Raw genomic sequence first — 19,237 nt, 5'->3', positions numbered from 1 at the left:
AGAGAACTGTATGACCGAAGTGGGGTTGGCTACGGCCGACCGCGTCGGACAGCAGTCGGCCAGTTTCAGCCACTCGAAAATGCTCGTTGGTCGTCCGCTTCCGGCTGGACACGAGCCGCTCGTCGATGTTGATTTGATTCCTGGTTCACCGCTCCGCTTTACCCGTCGTCTGTTCGTTACCGGCCAGAGGGCGGCGGGAACGGCCCATGACGGGGCGACTCAGCATGCTGACGCGGCAAGAATTCATCGATACGCTCGGATAGCCTTCGCTCGATCATCGCTGCGGCTTCCCTCCGCGTCTGGTGCCTGGCGTCAGGCAGCGCCTTTGATACAGGCCCCTTTACAGGGAAGCACCGGAATGCATCAAACGGCTCGTGGCAGACGGGTGTCGAAAGCGACGGGCTGACGAAGTAGCTTTACCAGCGGGTAGTGAGTTCGATTGCCGGCGGCGCGGTTAGAGGGTCTGCCGCGCCGCTCCATAAACCGGACCATCTGCGTTCGATCCGTTCCGGGCTAGACTTGGACCACCGACCCGCAGTAGGCTGATCGAACCGACGTGCAGGGAGGCGATCATGGCACTGTTCGTTGTGCGGCATCAGCACGCTGCCGAGCGTTGCCCTGCTCAGGATCCCTATATGGGGGCCATGCTATTGAATCACCTGAGCCGCCCAAACGTCAGACGGCACGGGGTGGAGATCCGGGGCGAGGCCGTCGTGCAGGGTGAGCACACCTTGTACCTCATCGTGGAAGCTGATGACGAGGACCACCTGCGCGAGTTCATGAAGCCGTTCCAGATGGTCGGCAGCCTGGACATCTACCCCGCCTCAACATGTGCGCGCGTGGTCGCGAGCGGCGGCTGCGGCGCAGCGATGCCCGTGAGCGAAATCGTGCCGGCGCTGGATCCCGAAGAGGCCTGCCAGAAGGCTATTGAAGCCGGCCTGGTGGTCCATCGCGCGCATCCGCTTAACGGTGAGACCTCAATTCCTGCGCTAATCGGCGGTGTGGTCATGCCGAACGCGCACTTCTATGTCCGCAATCACTTCCAGATCCCCAACCTCGACCCGGCCGCCTTTCGGCTCGCCGTTGGCGGCCTCGTAGAAAGACCGCTGAACCTAAGCTTGCGAGACCTCCACAACATGCCGTCGCAGACATTCATCGCCACCCTCGAGTGCGCTGGAAACGGCCGCGTGAAGTTCGACCCACCCATCGAGGGCGAGAAATGGGATCTGGGAGCCGTCAGCACGGCAGAGTGGACTGGTGTGTCGCTGGCGGAAGTCCTGGACCGGGCCGGCGTGCGGACGGGCGCGCGGGAGGTGCTGTTCCGGGGCGCGGACGGCGGAACCGTTGAGGGCCACGCAGGACCAATGCGCTTCGAGCGCAGTCTCCAGATTGGTCATGCTCGCGATCCTGACGTGCTGCTGGCCTATGCGATGAACGGCGAGCCGCTGCCCATTCAGCACGGCTTCCCGGTGCGCCTCGTCGTTCCTGGCTGGTATGCCGTGGCGTCGGTCAAATGGCTGACCGAAATTGAGCTCATCGACCGGCTGTTCGCCGGACATTACCAGGCCGCCAAGTATTGGTATGAATGTGAACGCGATGGCCAGGCCGTCCGCGAGCCGGTCACGCTGCAGCGGGTGCGCGCTTTGATCACCGAGCCGGCGCCTGATCAGGAGATCCGGTGCGGTGAACTGGCCATTCGCGGCGTGGCCTGGTCCGGCGCCGCTCAGATTGCGCGCGTGGAGATAAGCGTCGGCGGCGGCGGCTGGCAGGAAGCTCATCTCGTAAGCGAGCGCAAGCGTCACAGCTGGCAGTGGTGGGAGCTGATCACCCGGGCCCGTGAGCCGGGAGTTGTCGCCTTGCGCGCCCGGGCCACCGACCTTGCCGGCCGCACGCAGCCCGAGCGCGCCGAGTGGAACCGGCTGGGATACGGCAACAACGCTATCCACGAAGTGCCGGTTCGCATCGTGTGAACTGTCGACTCGATTTTCCGCGCTGAATGCCTCCCTCGATATTTTTCGCATTGACCAAAGTTCACCGACGTCCACGGACGGCTGCCTTCGCTCAGTCTTGAAGGTTGGCAAAGGCAGGCGAGCGGTAAATGGAGGGGCATCTGCGATCGTCTCATGTCCGCCGCGGAGCTGACAGTCGTAATTCCTGTTCAAGCGGCTCTTACGGGTCGAGAGCGCCAGTTCGATTCGCTCGGAAGCGGTCATTGCGGCAGGGCCAACATCACGGTGCCACGAACGGCAGGTATGGCCGAGTTCTCGCCGTGCGATGTGGCCCATGAATGGCCGTTTTACCTTCGAAGCTGCCGTTGAAGGGGCACTGAGTCGAAGGTCCGCAGTGGGTCGGGTGCTGCCGATCGCGACCGGCGGTTTTCAGCCCCCTCACCAAAGCTTGCTGTCGGACCGGGTTCGTTAAGGTTTATTCGACGCCTGCCATCGGCCGCAGGAATGTGCATGCCTCCGCGCGTGTCGGCAGGCGTCGAATAAACCCGATGGAGGAAACCGCGGAGTGCCCCAATGCGGTTGGAGGCTTTGCGGCTATGGCGATTGATAGGCCGGGATGGTCAGTGGTGTCGGATTCGACACGGTCAGGCGGGGTGCCGGACGGTCGCTAACGCCATAGCGAAGCGGCGCAGTCGTGCATTTACGATGATGAAGCGGGCGGGGCGAAGCGCTTCGCGAAGCGACACGCGCAAACGTCCGCTCGTGGGCCGCGGTGCCGCAAAGCCGACGGTCGGTTCGGATTTTGGCGAAGCGACCCGGATGCGTATGTTGAGACGGACGCTCGTTTCATCGCCAGGTTTCGAGCCGGCTCGGGTTATGACTGTCGGATACTGGGAAGAAGATGCAACTGACCATCGTAATGCTGCTGCAGGGTAGCAGCGGCACCAGCAGGATTTGCGATCGACCGGGCGAAGCATATCATCGGTCCGCCAAGCCAATCGAACTGAGCGTCGCTCACGCGTTGACGGCTACCCAGCATTGGCGAGATGTTCCTGTCGCCGTCGACAAGAGGTTGGATTGCTCGCCGGCTGTAGTTCAGCGCCAATCGGCCGTTCGAAGATCGCCGACGGACGGCTGAATTGGGTCGGGTGCCGCCGGTCGCGATCTGCGGCCTTCAGCTCCGAAGTTTGCTGTGGGACCGGGTCTCGGCCAATACCGGCCTGTCGCTGCTCTCGGACAAAATACATTCCTGACAAGCGCATAATCTCGCTTGAACTCCGTTCCCTTCGGTCACCGCAGGCGCTGCAATCGGTGCGCCCGTTAGCTACGACATTGGCGGAGTGACAAGAATCCCTAGTCCGAAGGAGTTTGAAAATGACACTTAGCGCGGCTCCAGGCGAAGCAATCAACGTAGGTCGATTGAGTATTCAGTACCTGATTGATGGCGCTTCGACAGGCGGCATGGGCGTTTTTGAGTTGACTGTGCCTCCTGGTTCGCAGGTTCCGCCGCCACATAGCCACACACGAAATGAGGAGTGCGTCTATGTGCTGGATGGCATACTCCGGTACTCGGTCAATGGGGTAGTCCGAGACCTGCAGCCAGGAGAGTGGATGCATACCCCGCCCGGATCAGTCCATCACTTTAGCAACCCGCACATTGGCACGGCCCGCGCACTGATTATCCTTACCCCCGACGTTGGTGCTCAGTATTTCCGTGATGTCGGAGCAATCATAAACGCCGGCGGGCCGCCTGACCGCGAAAAGCTTATCGGTGTCATGTCCAGGTACGGGCTGGTACCGGCGCCACCACGATGAACCGCAGTCACCCAACAATCGCCTTCAGGGGAAGTGCCCGCTTCGCCGGGTACGGTGTACGAGTCTTGCCCATTTCGGCACCTCCTTCTCAAAAAGGATAGGTGTCCGTTTTCGCGGGTCAACTTCACGCTAACAGACGTAGTTGCTTAGGCGAACGGAATCCGGATTGCAAAAGCCAACAGCGCCGTCGCGAAGGACCAGCGTTGAAACCGCTCCGCTCGTGGGCTGTGCTGCAGGAAGGACGACAGGCGCGACGCCCCGAACACGCAGGCCAGGTCGAAGGCAATTCCCATCAGGACGAACACGATGCCGAGTTCAGCCATTTGCGACCAGACCGGCGCGCCCTGCGGGTTGACGAATTGGGGTAACAGCACGGAACAGAACAGCAGCGTCTTCGGGTTCAACAGGCTGCTGAGCATCCCTTTGGCAACCGAGGAGCGCAGCGGGGGCGCAATGCCGGCATTCGCTGCGTTGAACTTCAAACCAAAGCCTGGGCTGCGGAGAATCTGTATTGCGACGTAGGCGAGGTACATTGCGCCTCCAATGCGCACCATCTCGTACAGTCCGGGCGACGCCTTCAACAGGGTGGCAACCCCGCATGCGGAGAGCGTAACGTGCGTCGCACGCGCGATTGCAAGACCCGCGGCATTCGCAAAGCCGTGCCGGGTACCGCGAGCAGCGCTCGTCTGAAGCACGAGCGCCATGTCGGGGCCGGGCATCGCGTAGACGATGGCGAGAGCGGCAGTGAAGGTAAGCAGAACGTGTACGGAAATCATGACGAACTCCTCGTGTGGAGACTCCATCTTCCCGCCACTGCAATAGGCGTTTCCGGCAATTTTCGGCTCGCCTCGGACTTTTCGTGGAGGAATGCACTAACATTCGTAAACCTCCGGAGCCTGCCCATGGACCTCGACAAGACCGACCGCGCCCTCCTGCTGGCGCTGCAGAAAGACGGGCGCGCCAGTATTGCGAACCTGGCTGAGGCTGTCAGCCTCACTGAAACCCCGTGCGCTCGCCGGCTCAAGCGGCTCGAGGCAGAAGGGTACATCGACAGCTATCGGACGCTGCTGTCCCGGACCGCGCTCGGGTTGGGCGTGCTGGCGTTTGCGTACGTGCGTTTTGGTGTGCACGCGCGTGAACTGTCTGACCGGTTCGAACGGGAAATCCAGGCGATTCCGCGCGTCGTGTCGTGCCACAACGTGTCGGGTAGCGCCGACTATCTGTTGCAGGTCGTCGCGCGGGACATGGACGACTATGGCGTGTTCATGCGCGACGTGCTGCGCACGTTACCCGGCGTTACGTCGGTCGAGTCCACGTTTTCGATGCGCGAGGTCAAGCGAGATGTTGGTCTGCCTTTGCTTTGAGCGTCTTGGCCCGCCGCCTGAGAGCGACCAGTTCGCGGCTGGTAGGCTTTTCCCGCGAAAACGGATACCTCGCTACGAGATGGTCGCGGTGCGCCCGGCGGATTCGCACGATCGGTTCCGCGTTTACGTGACCTACAGTTGCGGCGATTTTTCGACGTCTCAATCTCTTCGGGAAGCGGTCGGTCGCGAATCTCGCGTGAACGGCAGAAGAGGGTCGCGTGCTGCCGATCGCCGTCGTACAAGGCCAAAGCAAATATGCCAATCGCATGAGGCGGCACCCGGCCAGGAAGCGTCATTGGCCCGCGCGGTCACTCGGCCATTCGAATGTCGGCTTCAGCCACGCTAACGGACTTTCGTCTCAGGCGGCGACGAAAGTAGCTTCATTGGCCTCCCCCGCATCCGTCTAGGATGCCCGCGACACCCATCGCACTATTGCAGCACGCTCGCGGTGCGAGCAGTTCTTCCAATCGCCGCTCCACGTTGAGCATCTTGTCGTCGCGCAGGATCCCCTGCTAGACCCCGCGTCAGTCGCCGTGCGCCGCCGGCGCGCCTGGGCTCACGTCGAAGGGGCCGAGACCATCCGATAGCCCAGGGGGGCACGCGCGGCGGCGATCGCGGCCGGCACCTGCCGCCGCAGCCAGGCGTGCGCCGGGTCGGCTGCGTGGCGCGGATGCCATGCCATGACCACCGTCTCGCCGCGCGGCAGGAACGGCAGCGGCACCACCACGAGGCCGAGGCCGGGCGCCATCGCCCGCGCCAGTCGCTCGCTGAGAGTGGCGACGAAGTCGCCCCGTGCGGCGATGACGGGCGCCGCGCTGGCGTGCGCCACGGTGAGCACGACGCGCCGCGCTAGGCCGAGCGCGGCCAGCGCGTCGTCGACTGCCGATGGCGTCCCGGCGCGGCGCTGCACGTCAACGTGCGACTGCGCTGCGTAACGGCGCGCGGTCGCAGGGCGGGCGGCGAACGGATGACCGGCGCGCACGACGGCGATCAGCGCTTCGGGGAACAGCTCGACGACTTCAATCTCCGGTTCTCGCGGCCTGAACGTACCGATGTCGAGATCGACGCGACCGTCGCGCAACGCACCGTCGTCATCTTGTGTCTCGGTCACAAAGCGTAACCGCGCGCGCGGCATATCCGCAGCCAGCGCGGCGCCGAGGGCACCGCCGAAGGCGATCGCGAAGCCGTCCGGCGCGCGCACGACGAAGCTCCGTTCACTGGCCGCCAAGTCGCTGTCCCGCGGCGCCTGCACCAGCGCCGCGGCCTGTGCAATCCATTGCGCCACCGGCTCGCGCAGCGCCACGGCGCGCGGCGTGGGCACCAGGCGCCGGCCAGCGCGAACCAGGAGCGGGTCGCCCGTAAGCTCGCGCAGGCGCGCGAGCGCATGGCTCGTCGCCGGCACGCTCAGGTGAAGACGCTCGGCGGCGCCGGTGACGCTGCCAGCGGCCAGCAGCGCGTCGAGCGTGCGCAGGAGGTTGAGGTCGTAGCTTTTCATTTCGTGCAACTTTAACTTCTGAACATTGCACTAGTCTAGTGGGTCCGGCAGGCCCAGACTAGCGCCATCGCGCCTGCGTCCGCGCCGCCATGACCCGCATTGCCACCTCAACGATCTGCGCCGTATTGGTGCTCCGGCAGACGGTACGGCGCCGTACTCGATGAAGGCGAGCGCGGGCGAGCTTCCGTGTCGCGCGAACTGCGATTTGTCGATGGCTGCTGCCCGCGCAATATGCAGCGCCGATCGCACCTAATCCCTTGCATCACAACCCGATTCCCAAGGAAAAGTTATGACCATCGTTTCAAAACACGACACACCCATCCTCGTGACGGGCGCCGCGGGCACCGTCGGCGGCATCGGCCGCAGCGTCACCGAAATGCTGCTTGCCCAGGGCCACAAGGTGCGCGCCATGGTGCGTCGAGAAGACACGCGCGCAGAAAGCCTTCGCCGCCTCGGCGCCGAGGTGGTCGTGGGTGACTTGACCGACCTTGCCTCGGTGCATCGCGCCGTCCAGGGTTGCAAGCGAATTTACTTCGGCATGTCGGTGTCCGCCGCCTATCTCGAGGCCACCGTCAACATCGCCGCGGTCACCCGCCACCATGGCGTCGAGGCCATCGTGAACATGTCGCAGATGACGGTCACGCAGATGAGCATTACCGAGACCACCGACAGTCCCCAGCACAAGTTGCACTGGCTCGCCGAGCAGGCCCTCGCGTGGTCCGGCCTGCCGGTCGTCACGATGCGGCCGACGGTGTTCCTGGAGGGCTTCTTCCAGTTGCTCGCCGCAGCGGGCGTGCGCGACAGCGATGCGCTCGTGCTGCCGCTCGGCGGCGGCCGCACCGCGCCCATTTCCGCGGTGGACGTCGCGTTCGCTGTCGCCTTGGTGCTGGACGAGCCAGCTCCGCACATCGGTCGCACCTACAACCTCACGGGATCCGAGTCGGCAGACCTGACGCACTTCGCAAAGGTCTTCTCCGAGGCGCTCGGGCGCACGATCGCCTACCGCGATGTTCCGGTCGACGCCTGGATTGGCAAGCTGCGCGAGGCCGGTGTTCCGGCGCACCTGCTGGCCCACTTCGCCGCGATGGCGCGCCTGCATCAGCAGGGCAGCTACGACCGCATGACGGACGACTTCACGCGGCTGACGGGCCGTGCGCCGATGAGCATGCGCGAGTTCGTGCAGGCGCACGCCGCGGAATTCACACAGTCCGCCACGACCGCCTGAACGAGGGCCATGCATCCGACGATCTGCCGCTCCGCCTCGGGGCGGAGCCGGATCGTCTTCCACCTCGCAACGGTCATTGCCGCCGCACCCGCTTATTCGTCGCGGCCCAGCTTCTTAGAGCCGCGGTTGAGCGGTGTGGAACGCGCCGCGCGGACAACCCCGGTGCGGACCGCGCGCGGCGCGTTGCGAACTTGCCTGATCGCAACACGAGAGGAACCCCATGGGCACAACAGCCAGTCGCCTCGGGAAGCTCTCGCCTAAGCGCTTGCATATGGCACTGTCATCGCCCGGGCATCGTCGGGCGGTCTCTTTTTTTATCTTAGAAAAAATCATGTCCGCTACTCTTTCTAATCAGGCCGAGAAGATTTCTCCGCATCCTGACAACCTGCCGGCCAACAAACTGCTGCACGGTCCGTTGTTGTCAAATCTGATCCGCCTTGCCTTGCCGACGGGCGCAGTGCTGTTCATGACGACCTTGGTCAGTGTCGCCGAGACCTATTTTGTCAGCTCACTGGGCCTGAAAGCGATCGCCGCCGCATCGCTGGTGGTTCCCGTCATGTTGCTGATGACCACGGTAGCGAGTGCCGGCATCGGCGGCGGCGTATCCTCTGCCATCGCCCGCGCCATCGGCGCCCGCCGCCAGGACGAGGCGGAAAGCCTAACGTGGCATGCGGTGGTCATTGGCGCCGTAGGAGGCGGACTGTTCTCCCTGGTAGCGCTGTTCGCCGGCCCCGCGCTGTACCGCAGCTTTGGCGGCAGCGGAGCATCGCTGGACCTGGCGGTTCTCTACTCCAACATCCTGTTCGGGGGCGCGATCTCGTTCTGGATTCTGCTGCTGCTGCAGGCGGCGCTGCGCGGAACCGGCAACGTCAAGGTGCCGGCGATGACCATACTGGGCGGCGCGGTCGTCGGCGTGATCCTGTCACCGGTGCTGATTAACGGCTGGCTGGGTGCGCCGCGCATGGGGGTGGCGGGCGCCGGCGTAGCCCAGGTGCTGTGCAATATCGCCGCGCTGGCCGTGGTGGTCGTCTACATGCGTTCACCCTCCTCGACGCTGCGCCTGCGCCGCTATCCGCTGCGGCGCCAGCATTTCAGTGCGATCCTCGGCGTTGGCTTGCTGTCGTCGATCAACGTCGTCATGTTAGCCATGTCAGTCACCGCCTTGACCGCTGCGGCCGGTGCCGTGAGCGTCGCCGCCATCGCCGGCTATGGCATTGCCTCCCGCCTCGAGATGCTGCTGTCGCCGGTGATGTTCGGCTGCGGAACCGCCGCGATCACGCTGGTGGGCACGAACCTGGGCGCCGGCAACGTGGCGCGTGCCCGGCGCGTGGCGATCCTGAACGTACTGTTTGTTGCCGGTGTGGTTGGACTGGTTGGATTGTTCGTTTCGCTCTTCCCGCAACTCTGGCTGGGTCTGTTTACCAGCGATAGCGCCGTGATGGCGGTCGGCGCGCAATACCTACATGTGGTAGCGCCTTTCTATGCAGTGATCGGCGTGATTTTCGAACTCTACTTTGCAGGGCAGGGGGCGCAATGCATCCTCTGGCCGATGACAGCGAGCGTGGTGCGCTGCGTATTTGCGCTGGCCGCGATGGTGCTGGTCCTGCAAGGCTACGCGAGGCTACACACTGCTTTTGTACTGGTAGCCGTCAGCGTCGTCGTGGCAGGGACCATCAGCCTGCTTGGATTCCTGCGAACCCGCTGGGATCGTTGGTCACCAGGGCGCCCCATTTTTTGTTGAGGGCTTAATGAGTAAACGTAACCAATGAGAGGAGTTTATCTGGTATGAGCGCAGCTATTTTGGTGATTGGAGCCACGGGAACAACAGGCAAGGAATTGGTAAAACTTCTGGCGAAGAACGGCCATAAAACGCGCGTTAAGTGTTCCTGGTAAAACCGTTTGATTTTGGCTAACCTGGCGTTTTCACTGATGCCGGGGTAGTGGATGAAGTGTGTGGTAGTGCTGGAGGCTGTCGAGGAGCTGACTTTGCAGCAGATGTCGATCAATCACCGTCATCAAGATACACGCACACGTGCGGCGGGCCTGCTGATGCTCGGACGTGGCCTCAAGCCCTGTGCCATTGCGGCCGACCTTTGCGTGAGCGGTCAAAGCGTCTACAACTGGTCGCACGCGTGGCGCGAGCGTGGCATATGCGGTTTGATGGGCGCCCATAACGGCGGCCGGCATGCGCTGTTGACTGAAGCCCAGATTGCCGTAGCCCTTGAAATCGCACGCTCCGAACCTCTGACGCTGGGGCGCATCGCACAACGCGTCGAAGCCGCGCTTAACGAATCGCTGCCCTGCAAGATCGAAACGCTGGGTGAAGCCCTCAAACGCAACGGTTTTTCGTTCAAGCGCAGCCGCTACTCGCTCAAAAAAAGCGCAATGAAGAAGCGTTCGCCATGAAAGAGGCCACACTCGAGAAGCTCCAGCAGGCCGCGCGCGAGGGTGCCGTGCGGTTGTTGTATCTTGATGAGGCGGGCTTCCATGCTTCGCCGCCTGTCCAGCGCAGCTGGTCACCACGAGGTTTGCCTCATCAGGTCGAGCCGAATCATCATTGCCGTCGCAGCGTGATCGGCGCGCTGGACTTCGGCCAGAACACGCTGATCCACGCCGCGCATAGCGGGACGATCAAAGCCCCGAATGTCGAGCACTTCATCGACGGCGTGCTCGCGGGCGCCGGCGGAATGCCCACTGTAATCGTGCTGGACAACGCGAGCATCCATCACGGTATCACCGAGGAAGCACGGCAACGTTGGCTTCTTGAACATAAGACGGTCCTGTTCTACCTGCCGGCCTACAGTCCTGAACTGAACATGATCGAGATCGTATGGAGGCACCTGAAATACCGATGGCGAAGCGCGCTGACATGGACACGCGAGACCATCGACACCGAACTTAACGCACTGCTAAACAAGTACGGCCCCGATTTTCAAATCGATTTTTCGTGAACACTTACCGTTCGCCCGACAAGCAACAAAAGCGAACTGCAAGCATTGGGAGTCGAATTGGTTCAAGCCGATCTAAACGATGTCGGCTCTCTGGTAAAAGCCATGGGCGGAATCGAAAAAATATATTTTGCAACACCTCTTGTTCCGAATATGGTTGAACTTTCTTCTTCGATCATTCGTGCAGCTAAAAGCGCCGGCGTGAAACATCTTGTGAAGTTATCGGGCGGTGGGGCTGAAATCGATTTGGACGCATTGGCCAAGTGGCATAGAGCAGTCGAAAAAGAAATGGAGCAGTCCGGCATTGCCTATACCTTCTTGCGATCAAATTCTTTTATGCAGAACTTAAGCAAGTTCAACTCGCATACCATTCGTGATCATGGAGCCTTCTATGCGCCGCATGGCGACGGAAAATCGGCTTACATTGATGCCCGCGATATAGCCCAGGTTGGTTATCGGATCTTAACGGAAGAAGGTCATCAGAACAAGGCGTACTACTTGTCGGGGCCAGAGGCACTTTCTGGTGCCGAAATTGCGAATATTCTTTCTTCGGCAACCGGGAAAATAATCAAGTACGTAGATGTGCCGGTTGAAGCCGCTCGCGCTTCCATGCAGGGCGCAGGCATGTCTGCTCAAATCGTCGAAGGCCTGTTAGAGCATTATCAGGTTATGAAGTTGGGATACACCGCACAAGTTTCCAGTGCGGTGGAAGAAATAAACGGACAAAAGGCAACCTGTTTTGAGGATTTTGCTCAAGCAGAGAAGGAAGCATTTGTCGGTTGAAGTACCGGTCTGAGCGATCAGCGAGTCCAAGTCGAGCGCGTGACAACGCGACGAGTCGCGCCCGATCGGGCCTGGACCGGATGGTGCTGGCGCCATACGGCCCAAGTCCCGAGACAACGGAGCAGAAACCATGTACGCAACAGTGGAGACCAAGCTATTCAAGATATCGCCGTCAGATGCTTGGACTGATTGACGCAACAGCCTCCTGAACTACCAAGTTTGCGCGACGAATCAGGGTGTCTGCTCCGCGCCGTTAAGCGGCCGATCGGCAGATTTCAGACGAATGTCTCAGAAGGGTCGCGTGCTGCCGATCGCCGTCGTACAAGGCCAAAGCAAATATGCCAATCGCATGAGTCGGCACCCGGCCATCAAGAGACGCCCATTAGCCGGCCGGAGTCAAGAACAAAAAAAAAGTACGTCGCAAACAGTTGCGTCAATTCACAGCGACAACAGCGCGTCACCTTCAATCGTGCAAACACTAACCGCGTCCGTTTTCTCACTCGTTGGTTGCGAACCGAATCGCACCAGACACCCGTCGGGATCAAGCCTGTCGCAATGCTCCGCGACTGCCCTGGCGGCAGTTGCCGCCCCAGAGAAACTTTGGTACCAGGCCGTGTCCAAGGGGGCTGCTTGCATTCCCTGTGGCTATCGCCGTGACGACGCCAGTCCTTTGATGGCTCACGGTCTGGGCGATTCAGCGTTCTGCATCCATTCAGATGGCGCAAGGGCGGCGTCCAAATCATTCGGGTGGCTTCACACCAGTCCCTTGTCCTGGCTCATCGCCCCTGGCCAAACCGTTACCCGAAACACAGGTGCACATCGAAGGGCTTCTGGTCTCGCAGCATGTGGTAGCACGCCCGCGCAAGCTTGTGTGCCAGAGCCTTGATTGCCAGGACGCGGTTCGTCCTGCTCTTCTTGCGATCGTAAAAGCTTCTGGCTTGCGGGCAGTAACGCATGGCGAAGTTCGCTGCCTCGACAAACGCCCACGCGAGATACTTGTTGCCGTTCCTGGTATTGCCTTCACCCTTCTTCCTGCCGTTACTCTCCCTCAGGCTGTCAACGCAGCGACAGTAGGAACTGAAGTTGCCGACCTGGGCAAAGCGGCTGATCGATCCGGTCTCGAGCATGATGGTGGTCGCGAGTGTGTCGCCGATGCCCGGCACCGTCCTGAGCAGGTGGTACTCGGCACGCAGAATCACGCGTTCCCTCAGTCGCTTCTCGAGCGCTTCAATCTGCTGCCCCAGCGCCTGGCTGACCGCGCGGTTGGCCTCCACGGCCAGCGCGACATCGGGCGTAAATGCGAATTCATCGACCTGGCCGGCCGTCAGCCGTTTGACTGCCTCGCCATTTATCGTGCTCCCCGTCTGCCGCATCAGGATGCCCTCGATCGAAAGGATCTGCGCTGTGCGATAGCGCACCAGTTGCATGCGCTTGCGTGCCAGGTCGCGTGCGCTGCGTTCTTCGCGCGGATAGACATAGCCCTCGGGCAGCAACCCGAGCCTCAGCAGCTGCGCCAGATAGGCCGCATCGGCGAAATCGCCGCTGTGCTTAAGTCCGTCGTATTTCCTGATGGCAGCGGGATGGGCCAGGTGGACCCGGTAGTCTGTGTCCATCAGTCCATCCACCAGCCAGTACCAGTTGTACGTACTCTCCACGACCACACCTGCCAGTTCGCGCCGGTACGGTTCAAGCGCCGCCGTGATCTGCGCGAGCTCGTTGGGCAGGCGTTTCTGGTACACGATCCTGTCGTTCTCGTCGCTGACGATCACGACGCAGTTGTTCGAATGCAGGTCTATGCCACAATAGTTCATGTCGGTCTCCGCAGGGTCAAGTGCGTTTCGCAAACTGACTTTAACCCTCGTCGCATAACCGCGGCGAGGAGGCCGGCTACATGATCATCATTCGTTCGGCCGGCGACCGAGACGCTTCAAAGGCGGCTCCGCACTTGAAACCGGCCACTCAGCCGCACGGCTCCGATGTCGGCCGATCGGCCCAAACGCACAGCGCATTTCGTGCGGGTAAAGGCTAAAAGCGCCCATCCCCCGAAATATCTAGTGAACTGCATATTTCGGGCGTCGGGCGGAAATAGCCATCGTGAAACCGGGGAACCGGCGATCGGCGAATGGCCTCGCAAGGGCTAACGCAACTCGCCTCGGCATGGAGCATCTGGTGCACCGCAGCATGCACCACAACCGTGCTGTGGCTTCGCAAATCGCCAGTCGGCATGTTATAAGCCCAAGGCAGTGTTTTCACCATCATGTGGGAAATTGTCATGGAGGCTATCCGATGAGATTGTTCCGCAACAACAAATCGTCCGTGAGCGGACTTGCGCTGGTCGCACTCGTATCTGTTTCAAGCTGTTTTCTGGAAGCGACACCGGCCTTTGCGAAGGCGCCTGCAAAAGCGCAACCGGCCGTTCTCACCGCATCGGCGATCGCGGTTGCAGACAAGTACAGCGCCGATGCTGCGGAGCAAATTTTCAAGGAAGGCGGCAACGCCGTCGATGCGGCAGTCGCGATCGCCTTCACGCTTGCCGTAACGTACCCGGAAGCGGGCAATATCGGCGGTGGCGGTTTCATGACGCTGTATGTCGACGGCAAACCGTACTTCCTCGACTACCGTGAGCGTGCACCGCTGGCAGCGACGAAGAATATGTATCTCGATGACAAGGGCGAAGTCATCAAAGGGATGAGCCTGTTCGGCTATCACGCGGTCGGCGTGCCAGGCACCGTCGACGGAATGTGGCAAGCGCAACGCCGCTTCGGCAAGCTCAAATGGAAGCAGGTGCTCGCGCCGGCGATTCACTATGCACGCGACGGCTTTGAAGTCAGCCAGCAATTGCAGGATCGTCGCGACGAGGCGGCAAAAGACTTCGCCGGCAAGACCAATTTCGACACCTACTTCGGCAATCTGAAGCAGGGCGTCAACTTCAAGCAACCCGATCTCGCCGCGGTGCTCTCGCGCATTTCGGATCAAGGCGCGAAAGACTTCTACAGCGGTAAGACGGCTGATCTGATCGCGGCTTCCATGCGCGGTCACGGTCTGATTACGAAGACCGATCTGCAGCAGTACAAGGCAGTGTGGCGTCAGCCGATTCAGGCCGACTGGAACGGTTATCGCGTCTACACTGCACCGCCGCCGAGCTCGGGCGGTATCGGTCTCGTGCAACTGCTGAAGATGAAGGCCGATATTGCACCTGACTTCAAGGACGTCACGCTCAATTCCGCGCAATACGTGCACCTGATCGCGGAAATTGAGAAACGCGTGTTCGCCGATCGCGCGCAGTATCTCGGCGATCCGGACTTCTACAAGGTGCCGGTCGCGCAACTGACCGACGACGCGTACATTGCCAAGCGTGCGGCCGAAGTCAATCCGACCACACCGTCCGATACGAAGAGCGTGCAGCCGGGCCTCGGCACGTCGATGCCGGAGAAAGCGGAAACCACGCACTTCTCGGTGATCGACAAGTGGGGTAACGCGGTGTCGAACACGTACACGATCAACGGCTATTTCGGCTCGGGCGTGGTGGCGGACCGTACCGGCATCGTGCTGAACGACGAGATGGACGACTTCTCCGCGAAGCCGGGCGTTGCCAATATGTTCGGTGTGGTGGGTAGCGACGCGAATTCGATCGAACCAAAGAAGCGCCCGTTGTCGTCGATGAGCCCGACCATCCTGACCAAGGACGGCAAGGTGTCGCTCGTGATCGGCACGCCGGGCGGTTCGCGCATCTTCACGTCGATCTTCCAGGTGATCACCAACATTTACGACTTCAACATGCCGTTGCCGGAAGCCGTGGCCGCCATGCGCTTCCATCACCAGTTGCTGCCGCCGAACACGATCTTCTGGGAGCCGTACAAGCCGATCGAAGGCGAACTCGCCAAGCAGATCGAAGCCAAGGGCTACACGCTGAAGGGGCAGGATTTCAGTGGCGACATCCAGGCAATCAAGATCAACGCCGATACGCCGGAAGCCGCTGCCGATCCGCGTGGACGAGGTGTGACGCGGGTGATTCAGTGAGCGTTTGAAGTAGCTTTAGCGGCGCGGATTGCAAAACGGAGCGCCAAAAAAAAGGAAAGCGGGCATTGCGCGAGTCACGCGCGATGCCCGTTTTATTCGCCGACGCAGACCGGTCGTCCCTGTCGATCGGAGAATGGTGGCTCATACCACATTTATAACCTGCCATCGAAGCGCCTCCGGTTCGCGAAGCGGACTGGCCGATAACCACGCCCGGGTCGATACCAGGTCCCCCTTCGGCCGCCCTGCTCGTGTGTGTCGAAGGCTAAAAGCGCCCATCCCCCGAAAAGTGAAAATCACATCGTCGAACGCGCGAAGGGCGATCGCGAAGCGCCTATATAGCCTCGTCGGCAGCTGTGCGGTAGTGTCGGGCACGGAATCGCGGTTATTCCGTAGAGTAATACCCCCCGAACTGTGAACGCAGCGGTAAGTGCGCTGGCCGGTGGGCTTGGACATCCCACGGCAGCAACTGCGGCCTAGCCCTCTGCGGCGTAGGTCGCGAAGCACTCCCAATCGCCATCACCGTGCGAAACTCTCTCAACTCGGAGGTGCAGACGACCAGGATGGCGGACAAGGGCTGTTGGCCAACTTGACCGCTCGAATGACCGTTCTCAGCCAGCAAGCCGTCGTAAGGTCGCACCAGCTCGAAGGGCAGCTGTGGGTCGGTTTCGGGCGACCACGTCGGGCAGTGACCGGCCAATGCGCGTCGTTCGACGCTCCGCCAGTCTGATTACGCCCGCATCCCTAAGCGGTCACTCACGGATCGACGCCGGCCAAATCAGCGGATCACCGCAAGCGGATCTGACAAATTCACTCACTCTGCACTGGGAAAACGTCGCTGAAGCGACAGGCGTCGCTTATCGTGACTATGCGGCAGACCATCTGCGGATAGCGAAGGGATTGAGCGGGCGAGTGCAGCACGGCGGATTCGCCGGCTCGCCGTCCCGACTCTGCTACGAGCATTGCTGTGTTCCTGTGCTTGCTCAGGTAACGGGCACGAACTCTCCTTCGGCGAAGAACCACGCCGACATCGTCCGTGCCAGTTCGAGCACGACCTCCGCGTCGGTCCGGCCGGAGGATGCGCGTACGTGGAACGAATGATCTGCGTCGTCCACCACATGCAGCGTGGCGCGTGGCCCCAGCGTCTCGACGACCGACCTCAGCAGGTGAAGCTCCGCCAGCTTGTCGCGCGTACCCTGCAGGAAGAGAATCGGCACCGTGACGTCCGCCAGGTGCCGTGCCCGCTCCACGCCGGGCGCGCCCGCCGGGTGCAGCGGGAACGCGACGAAAGCGAGGCCACGCACGCCGTCGAGCGGGGAGATGGCTTGAGCCTGGGACGTCATGCGGCCGCCGAACGACCTGCCGCCCGCGAAGAGCGGCAGGGCTGGCAGCCGCCGGCGGGCCTCTGCGACGGCTGCCCGCACGGCAGCATGTGCCACGGCCGGCGAGTCCACTCGCTTGGAGCCCCGCTCGATGTACGGAAACTGGTAGCGCAATGTGGCGACACTGGCCGCCGCAAGCGCGTCGGCTAATGACGACATGCCGGCGTGCTGCATGCCCGCCCCGGCACCGTGCGCGAAGACATACAGGGCTCGCGCGTCCTCCGGCACTCGGAGGAGCGCAGAGACCTTAGTGCCGTCGGGCAGTGCCACGGAAAGCGATTCTGGGTCGTCCATCGTATTCAGGTCGTGTCGTTGTGGCCTTAGCGCCGATTCTGCATCAATGAGGCATCGGGGAGCATTTGTGGCGGCCTCCGGCAAGGCATTGCTCAGGCGGAGTTTGCCGGCCGAACCATGGAGCGCGCGCCCATCGTGAACGGCGCCGCAGTCGCAATGTTTCGGTTGACGATCGCAGGCCCGACCTGTGGGCCGCAGCGTGATCCGCGCTTTGAGACATCTGCGTAATAGCACGCCTGCATCATTGTCAGCGAGTTGTTACGACACTGCAATCAGCGTCATAGGAAGTTCTCGAAGGGCAATTCATTTATCTGGCTCTCTGGAAGAGTATGTCCGGCGCAGAAAGTTCTGGATTCGGCCACAAACCGCCGTTCGCATGCGTCGCCGGTGGGCCGTTCGTGCGTCGGCTCCACCCCGTAACCGGCCATCCGATTGTCGACGGCGAACGCTCCTTCATCTTGAGATTTGTTTCTATCGGCCATAGCAGCCGCTGGCGCGACCATCGGTCAACGGCGGCTATGGTGCGCTTTACTGGGCGTCCGGCCCGCGATTGGTATGAACGGCAGCTTACTACAACGCTTCAGCTGGGTTGGACATCACATGGAGGTCGTGGCATCGGCTCATCGTCCGCGAATGCGGTGCCGCACCGCACGGCAAACGCGAAGGCTGATTGCCGGTTCGCAAAATACCCCAGATCACCAAGCGAGGTCGCCTCGCCATCTTCCTCAAGAATGGATACCCGCGCGACAAAAGTATTACCGTCCCTTGCTACCGACGGCTGTATTGCTACACCGTGGTGATAGAAGTGCATAACGTCCCGCAGACTGACATCAGGCGCAGGCGTCCCCGTTTGGCGGCGGACGAGGTAATACAGCGCGATCTCGTGAGTGGACCGAAGATACGCGCCAGACGTGGCACGCGCGTGACCGATAATTTTGTCTGCGGGTTGCAGCTCAGGGTTTTCGGGCAATCGCGCGAAGAACTGAATCACCGTCGCGGGTAAGACGGGGGCGTTGAGCTCCAGACCCCAGCTTTTCCAAGGCGACGAGTTGACGGTCCAGCAGTGTGTCGAGCTCTTCGCGGTTCAGGTCAATCTGCTCGGGCGCAGCCGCGACTAGCATTAGGGTGGCGAATTCGTGCGGGCTCAGCATGTATGTGTCTCCGCTTACTCTGGAATGAACTGAGATCAACTTTGACGCAACTGGCGGTTTCCAAGTTCCTGGCTTCTGAGCGCCGGCAGCTCGCCAACAATCAAAAGAAAAGGGGGCCGAATTCGGTTGACGTTTATCGGCCATCACCGTCCCGTATCCAGGAGTAGGATGTGATCTGTGAGAAACGGTCGTCTAAGGAAATGATGGGCGGGGAGCTGTCGGAATGAAAAAAATCGCTTTGTTATGGAAGGTTGTCAGGGACGATTTGCGCGTGCTCTTATATGCGCTGCGGCATCCCGACCGTCCAGGATGGCTGATGCCCGCGACCGCTCTGGTGGCTCTGTACGCGGTCGATCCTTTCAATGTTGCTGTTCCATTCGTCGGGATTGTGGACGACGCTGTGCTAGTTCCGCTGGCATTGCATTTGATGGTCCGTTGTCTGCCAATCCAGTTGCGACGGCTACGCCGCCTATGATGAAATCAACAAACAACGTGATGCAGAGTTCACGTCACCCCGCATGAATCAAGGCGCAGGACCCGAGTTGATTACACAGGACCGCGCTGTAAAGGTTGAGTGACGGCTATTAGGAAAACTGAGTGTCTCTTGTGGGTCGGCTTCCGGCCTTCCAACTCACGAAATTCCCTTTGCCACGAGGGCAGGCAACCAGTCTAACGAATTCGCTTCACAAATCCGCCCAATCCAACTATTTCTGATTGGCACTGCCGAGATGCTTGACGGAAAGACTTAGAAAGTCGTTGATTAGCTAGAAAGCGCAGTCCAGCCAATTCCCTTTCCCCGCGGGTCATGCTTCGC

General features: G+C 61.2%; 15 protein-coding genes and 1 pseudogene. 10 read left to right on the top strand and 6 right to left on the bottom strand.

The features are described 5' to 3' along the window. Positions 1-572 precede the first annotated feature (572 nt). Positions 573-1,970: a sulfite oxidase gene (locus tag B0G77_RS39240; RefSeq protein WP_166656379.1), complete on the top strand. Its 1,398-nt coding sequence runs from the start codon at positions 573-575 to the stop codon at positions 1,968-1,970. Positions 1,971-3,323: 1,353 nt separating this feature from the next. Further along, on the top strand, positions 3,324-3,764 hold the full coding sequence (locus B0G77_RS39235; protein WP_133667258.1) for a cupin domain-containing protein: 441 nt from the start codon (positions 3,324-3,326) through the stop codon (positions 3,762-3,764). Positions 3,765-3,910: 146 nt separating this feature from the next. Here B0G77_RS39235 and B0G77_RS39230 read toward each other — a convergent pair whose 3' ends face one another. Continuing rightward, entirely contained in the window at positions 3,911-4,540 is a 630-nt protein-coding gene (locus tag B0G77_RS39230; protein WP_133667257.1) for a LysE family translocator, read from the bottom strand. Positions 4,541-4,666: 126 nt separating this feature from the next. On the opposite strand from B0G77_RS39230, the gene B0G77_RS39225 reads away from it, so the two are divergent. Beyond that, the gene (locus B0G77_RS39225; RefSeq protein ID WP_133667256.1) at positions 4,667-5,128 is read left to right on the top strand and encodes an Lrp/AsnC family transcriptional regulator; all 462 of its coding nucleotides are present in this window, start codon (positions 4,667-4,669) and stop codon (positions 5,126-5,128) included. A 556-nt stretch (positions 5,129-5,684) separates the two neighbouring features. On the opposite strand, the gene B0G77_RS39220 is transcribed toward B0G77_RS39225, so the two are convergent. Further along, a complete protein-coding gene (locus B0G77_RS39220) occupies positions 5,685-6,623 on the bottom strand; it encodes a LysR family transcriptional regulator (protein WP_133667255.1) in 939 nt (312 codons plus the stop codon). Between the two features lie 289 nt (positions 6,624-6,912). Here B0G77_RS39220 and B0G77_RS39215 point away from each other — a divergent pair, with 289 nt between their 5' ends. The 5 genes and pseudogenes from B0G77_RS39215 to B0G77_RS39190 form a co-directional block, all read left to right on the top strand. Further along, on the top strand, positions 6,913-7,848 hold the full coding sequence (locus B0G77_RS39215) for an SDR family NAD(P)-dependent oxidoreductase (RefSeq protein ID WP_133667254.1): 936 nt from the start codon (positions 6,913-6,915) through the stop codon (positions 7,846-7,848). Between the two features lie 331 nt (positions 7,849-8,179). Further along, positions 8,180-9,589 carry an MATE family efflux transporter gene (locus B0G77_RS39210; protein WP_166656378.1) on the top strand — a complete coding sequence of 470 codons (1,410 nt, stop codon included), beginning with the start codon at positions 8,180-8,182 and terminating at the stop codon, positions 9,587-9,589. 203 nt (positions 9,590-9,792) lie between these two features. Next, on the top strand, positions 9,793-10,254 hold the full coding sequence (locus tag B0G77_RS39200) for a helix-turn-helix domain-containing protein (RefSeq protein ID WP_133667251.1): 462 nt from the start codon (positions 9,793-9,795) through the stop codon (positions 10,252-10,254). Then, the gene (locus B0G77_RS39195) at positions 10,251-10,799 is read left to right on the top strand and encodes an IS630 family transposase (RefSeq protein WP_133667250.1); all 549 of its coding nucleotides are present in this window, start codon (positions 10,251-10,253) and stop codon (positions 10,797-10,799) included. The genes B0G77_RS39200 and B0G77_RS39195 overlap by 4 nt, the downstream gene beginning before the upstream one ends. Positions 10,800-10,811: 12 nt before the next feature. Then, a pseudogene (locus B0G77_RS39190) lies at positions 10,812-11,579 on the top strand (SDR family oxidoreductase); the annotation flags it as partial. A 797-nt stretch (positions 11,580-12,376) separates the two neighbouring features. Here the strand turns inward: B0G77_RS39190 and B0G77_RS39185 are convergent. Continuing rightward, complete coding sequence (locus B0G77_RS39185) at positions 12,377-13,390, bottom strand: IS110 family transposase (RefSeq protein ID WP_133661566.1); 1,014 nt, start codon at positions 13,388-13,390, stop codon at positions 12,377-12,379. A 475-nt stretch (positions 13,391-13,865) separates the two neighbouring features. Between B0G77_RS39185 and ggt the strand changes: the two genes are divergently transcribed. Then, entirely contained in the window at positions 13,866-15,599 is a 1,734-nt protein-coding gene (gene ggt, locus B0G77_RS39180) for a gamma-glutamyltransferase (protein WP_133667248.1), read from the top strand. Positions 15,600-16,579: 980 nt separating this feature from the next. Here ggt and B0G77_RS39175 read toward each other — a convergent pair. The 3 genes from B0G77_RS39175 to B0G77_RS39165 form a co-directional block, all read right to left on the bottom strand. Then, complete coding sequence (locus B0G77_RS39175; protein ID WP_133667247.1) at positions 16,580-17,272, bottom strand: alpha/beta family hydrolase; 693 nt, start codon at positions 17,270-17,272, stop codon at positions 16,580-16,582. A 580-nt stretch (positions 17,273-17,852) separates the two neighbouring features. Beyond that, the gene (locus tag B0G77_RS45075; RefSeq protein ID WP_133667620.1) at positions 17,853-18,083 is read right to left on the bottom strand and encodes a hypothetical protein; all 231 of its coding nucleotides are present in this window, start codon (positions 18,081-18,083) and stop codon (positions 17,853-17,855) included. A 142-nt stretch (positions 18,084-18,225) separates the two neighbouring features. Then, the gene (locus B0G77_RS39165; protein ID WP_133667246.1) at positions 18,226-18,423 is read right to left on the bottom strand and encodes a hypothetical protein; all 198 of its coding nucleotides are present in this window, start codon (positions 18,421-18,423) and stop codon (positions 18,226-18,228) included. A 223-nt stretch (positions 18,424-18,646) separates the two neighbouring features. Here B0G77_RS39165 and B0G77_RS39160 point away from each other — a divergent pair, with 223 nt between their 5' ends. Next, positions 18,647-18,898 carry a hypothetical protein gene (locus tag B0G77_RS39160; RefSeq protein ID WP_133667245.1) on the top strand — a complete coding sequence of 84 codons (252 nt, stop codon included), beginning with the start codon at positions 18,647-18,649 and terminating at the stop codon, positions 18,896-18,898. Positions 18,899-19,237 lie beyond the last annotated feature (339 nt).

The sequence above is a fragment of the Paraburkholderia sp. BL10I2N1 genome, from assembly GCF_004361815.1.
Classification (GTDB): Bacteria; Pseudomonadota; Gammaproteobacteria; order Burkholderiales; family Burkholderiaceae; genus Paraburkholderia.
This window is presented reverse-complemented; position numbering and strand designations above follow the sequence as displayed.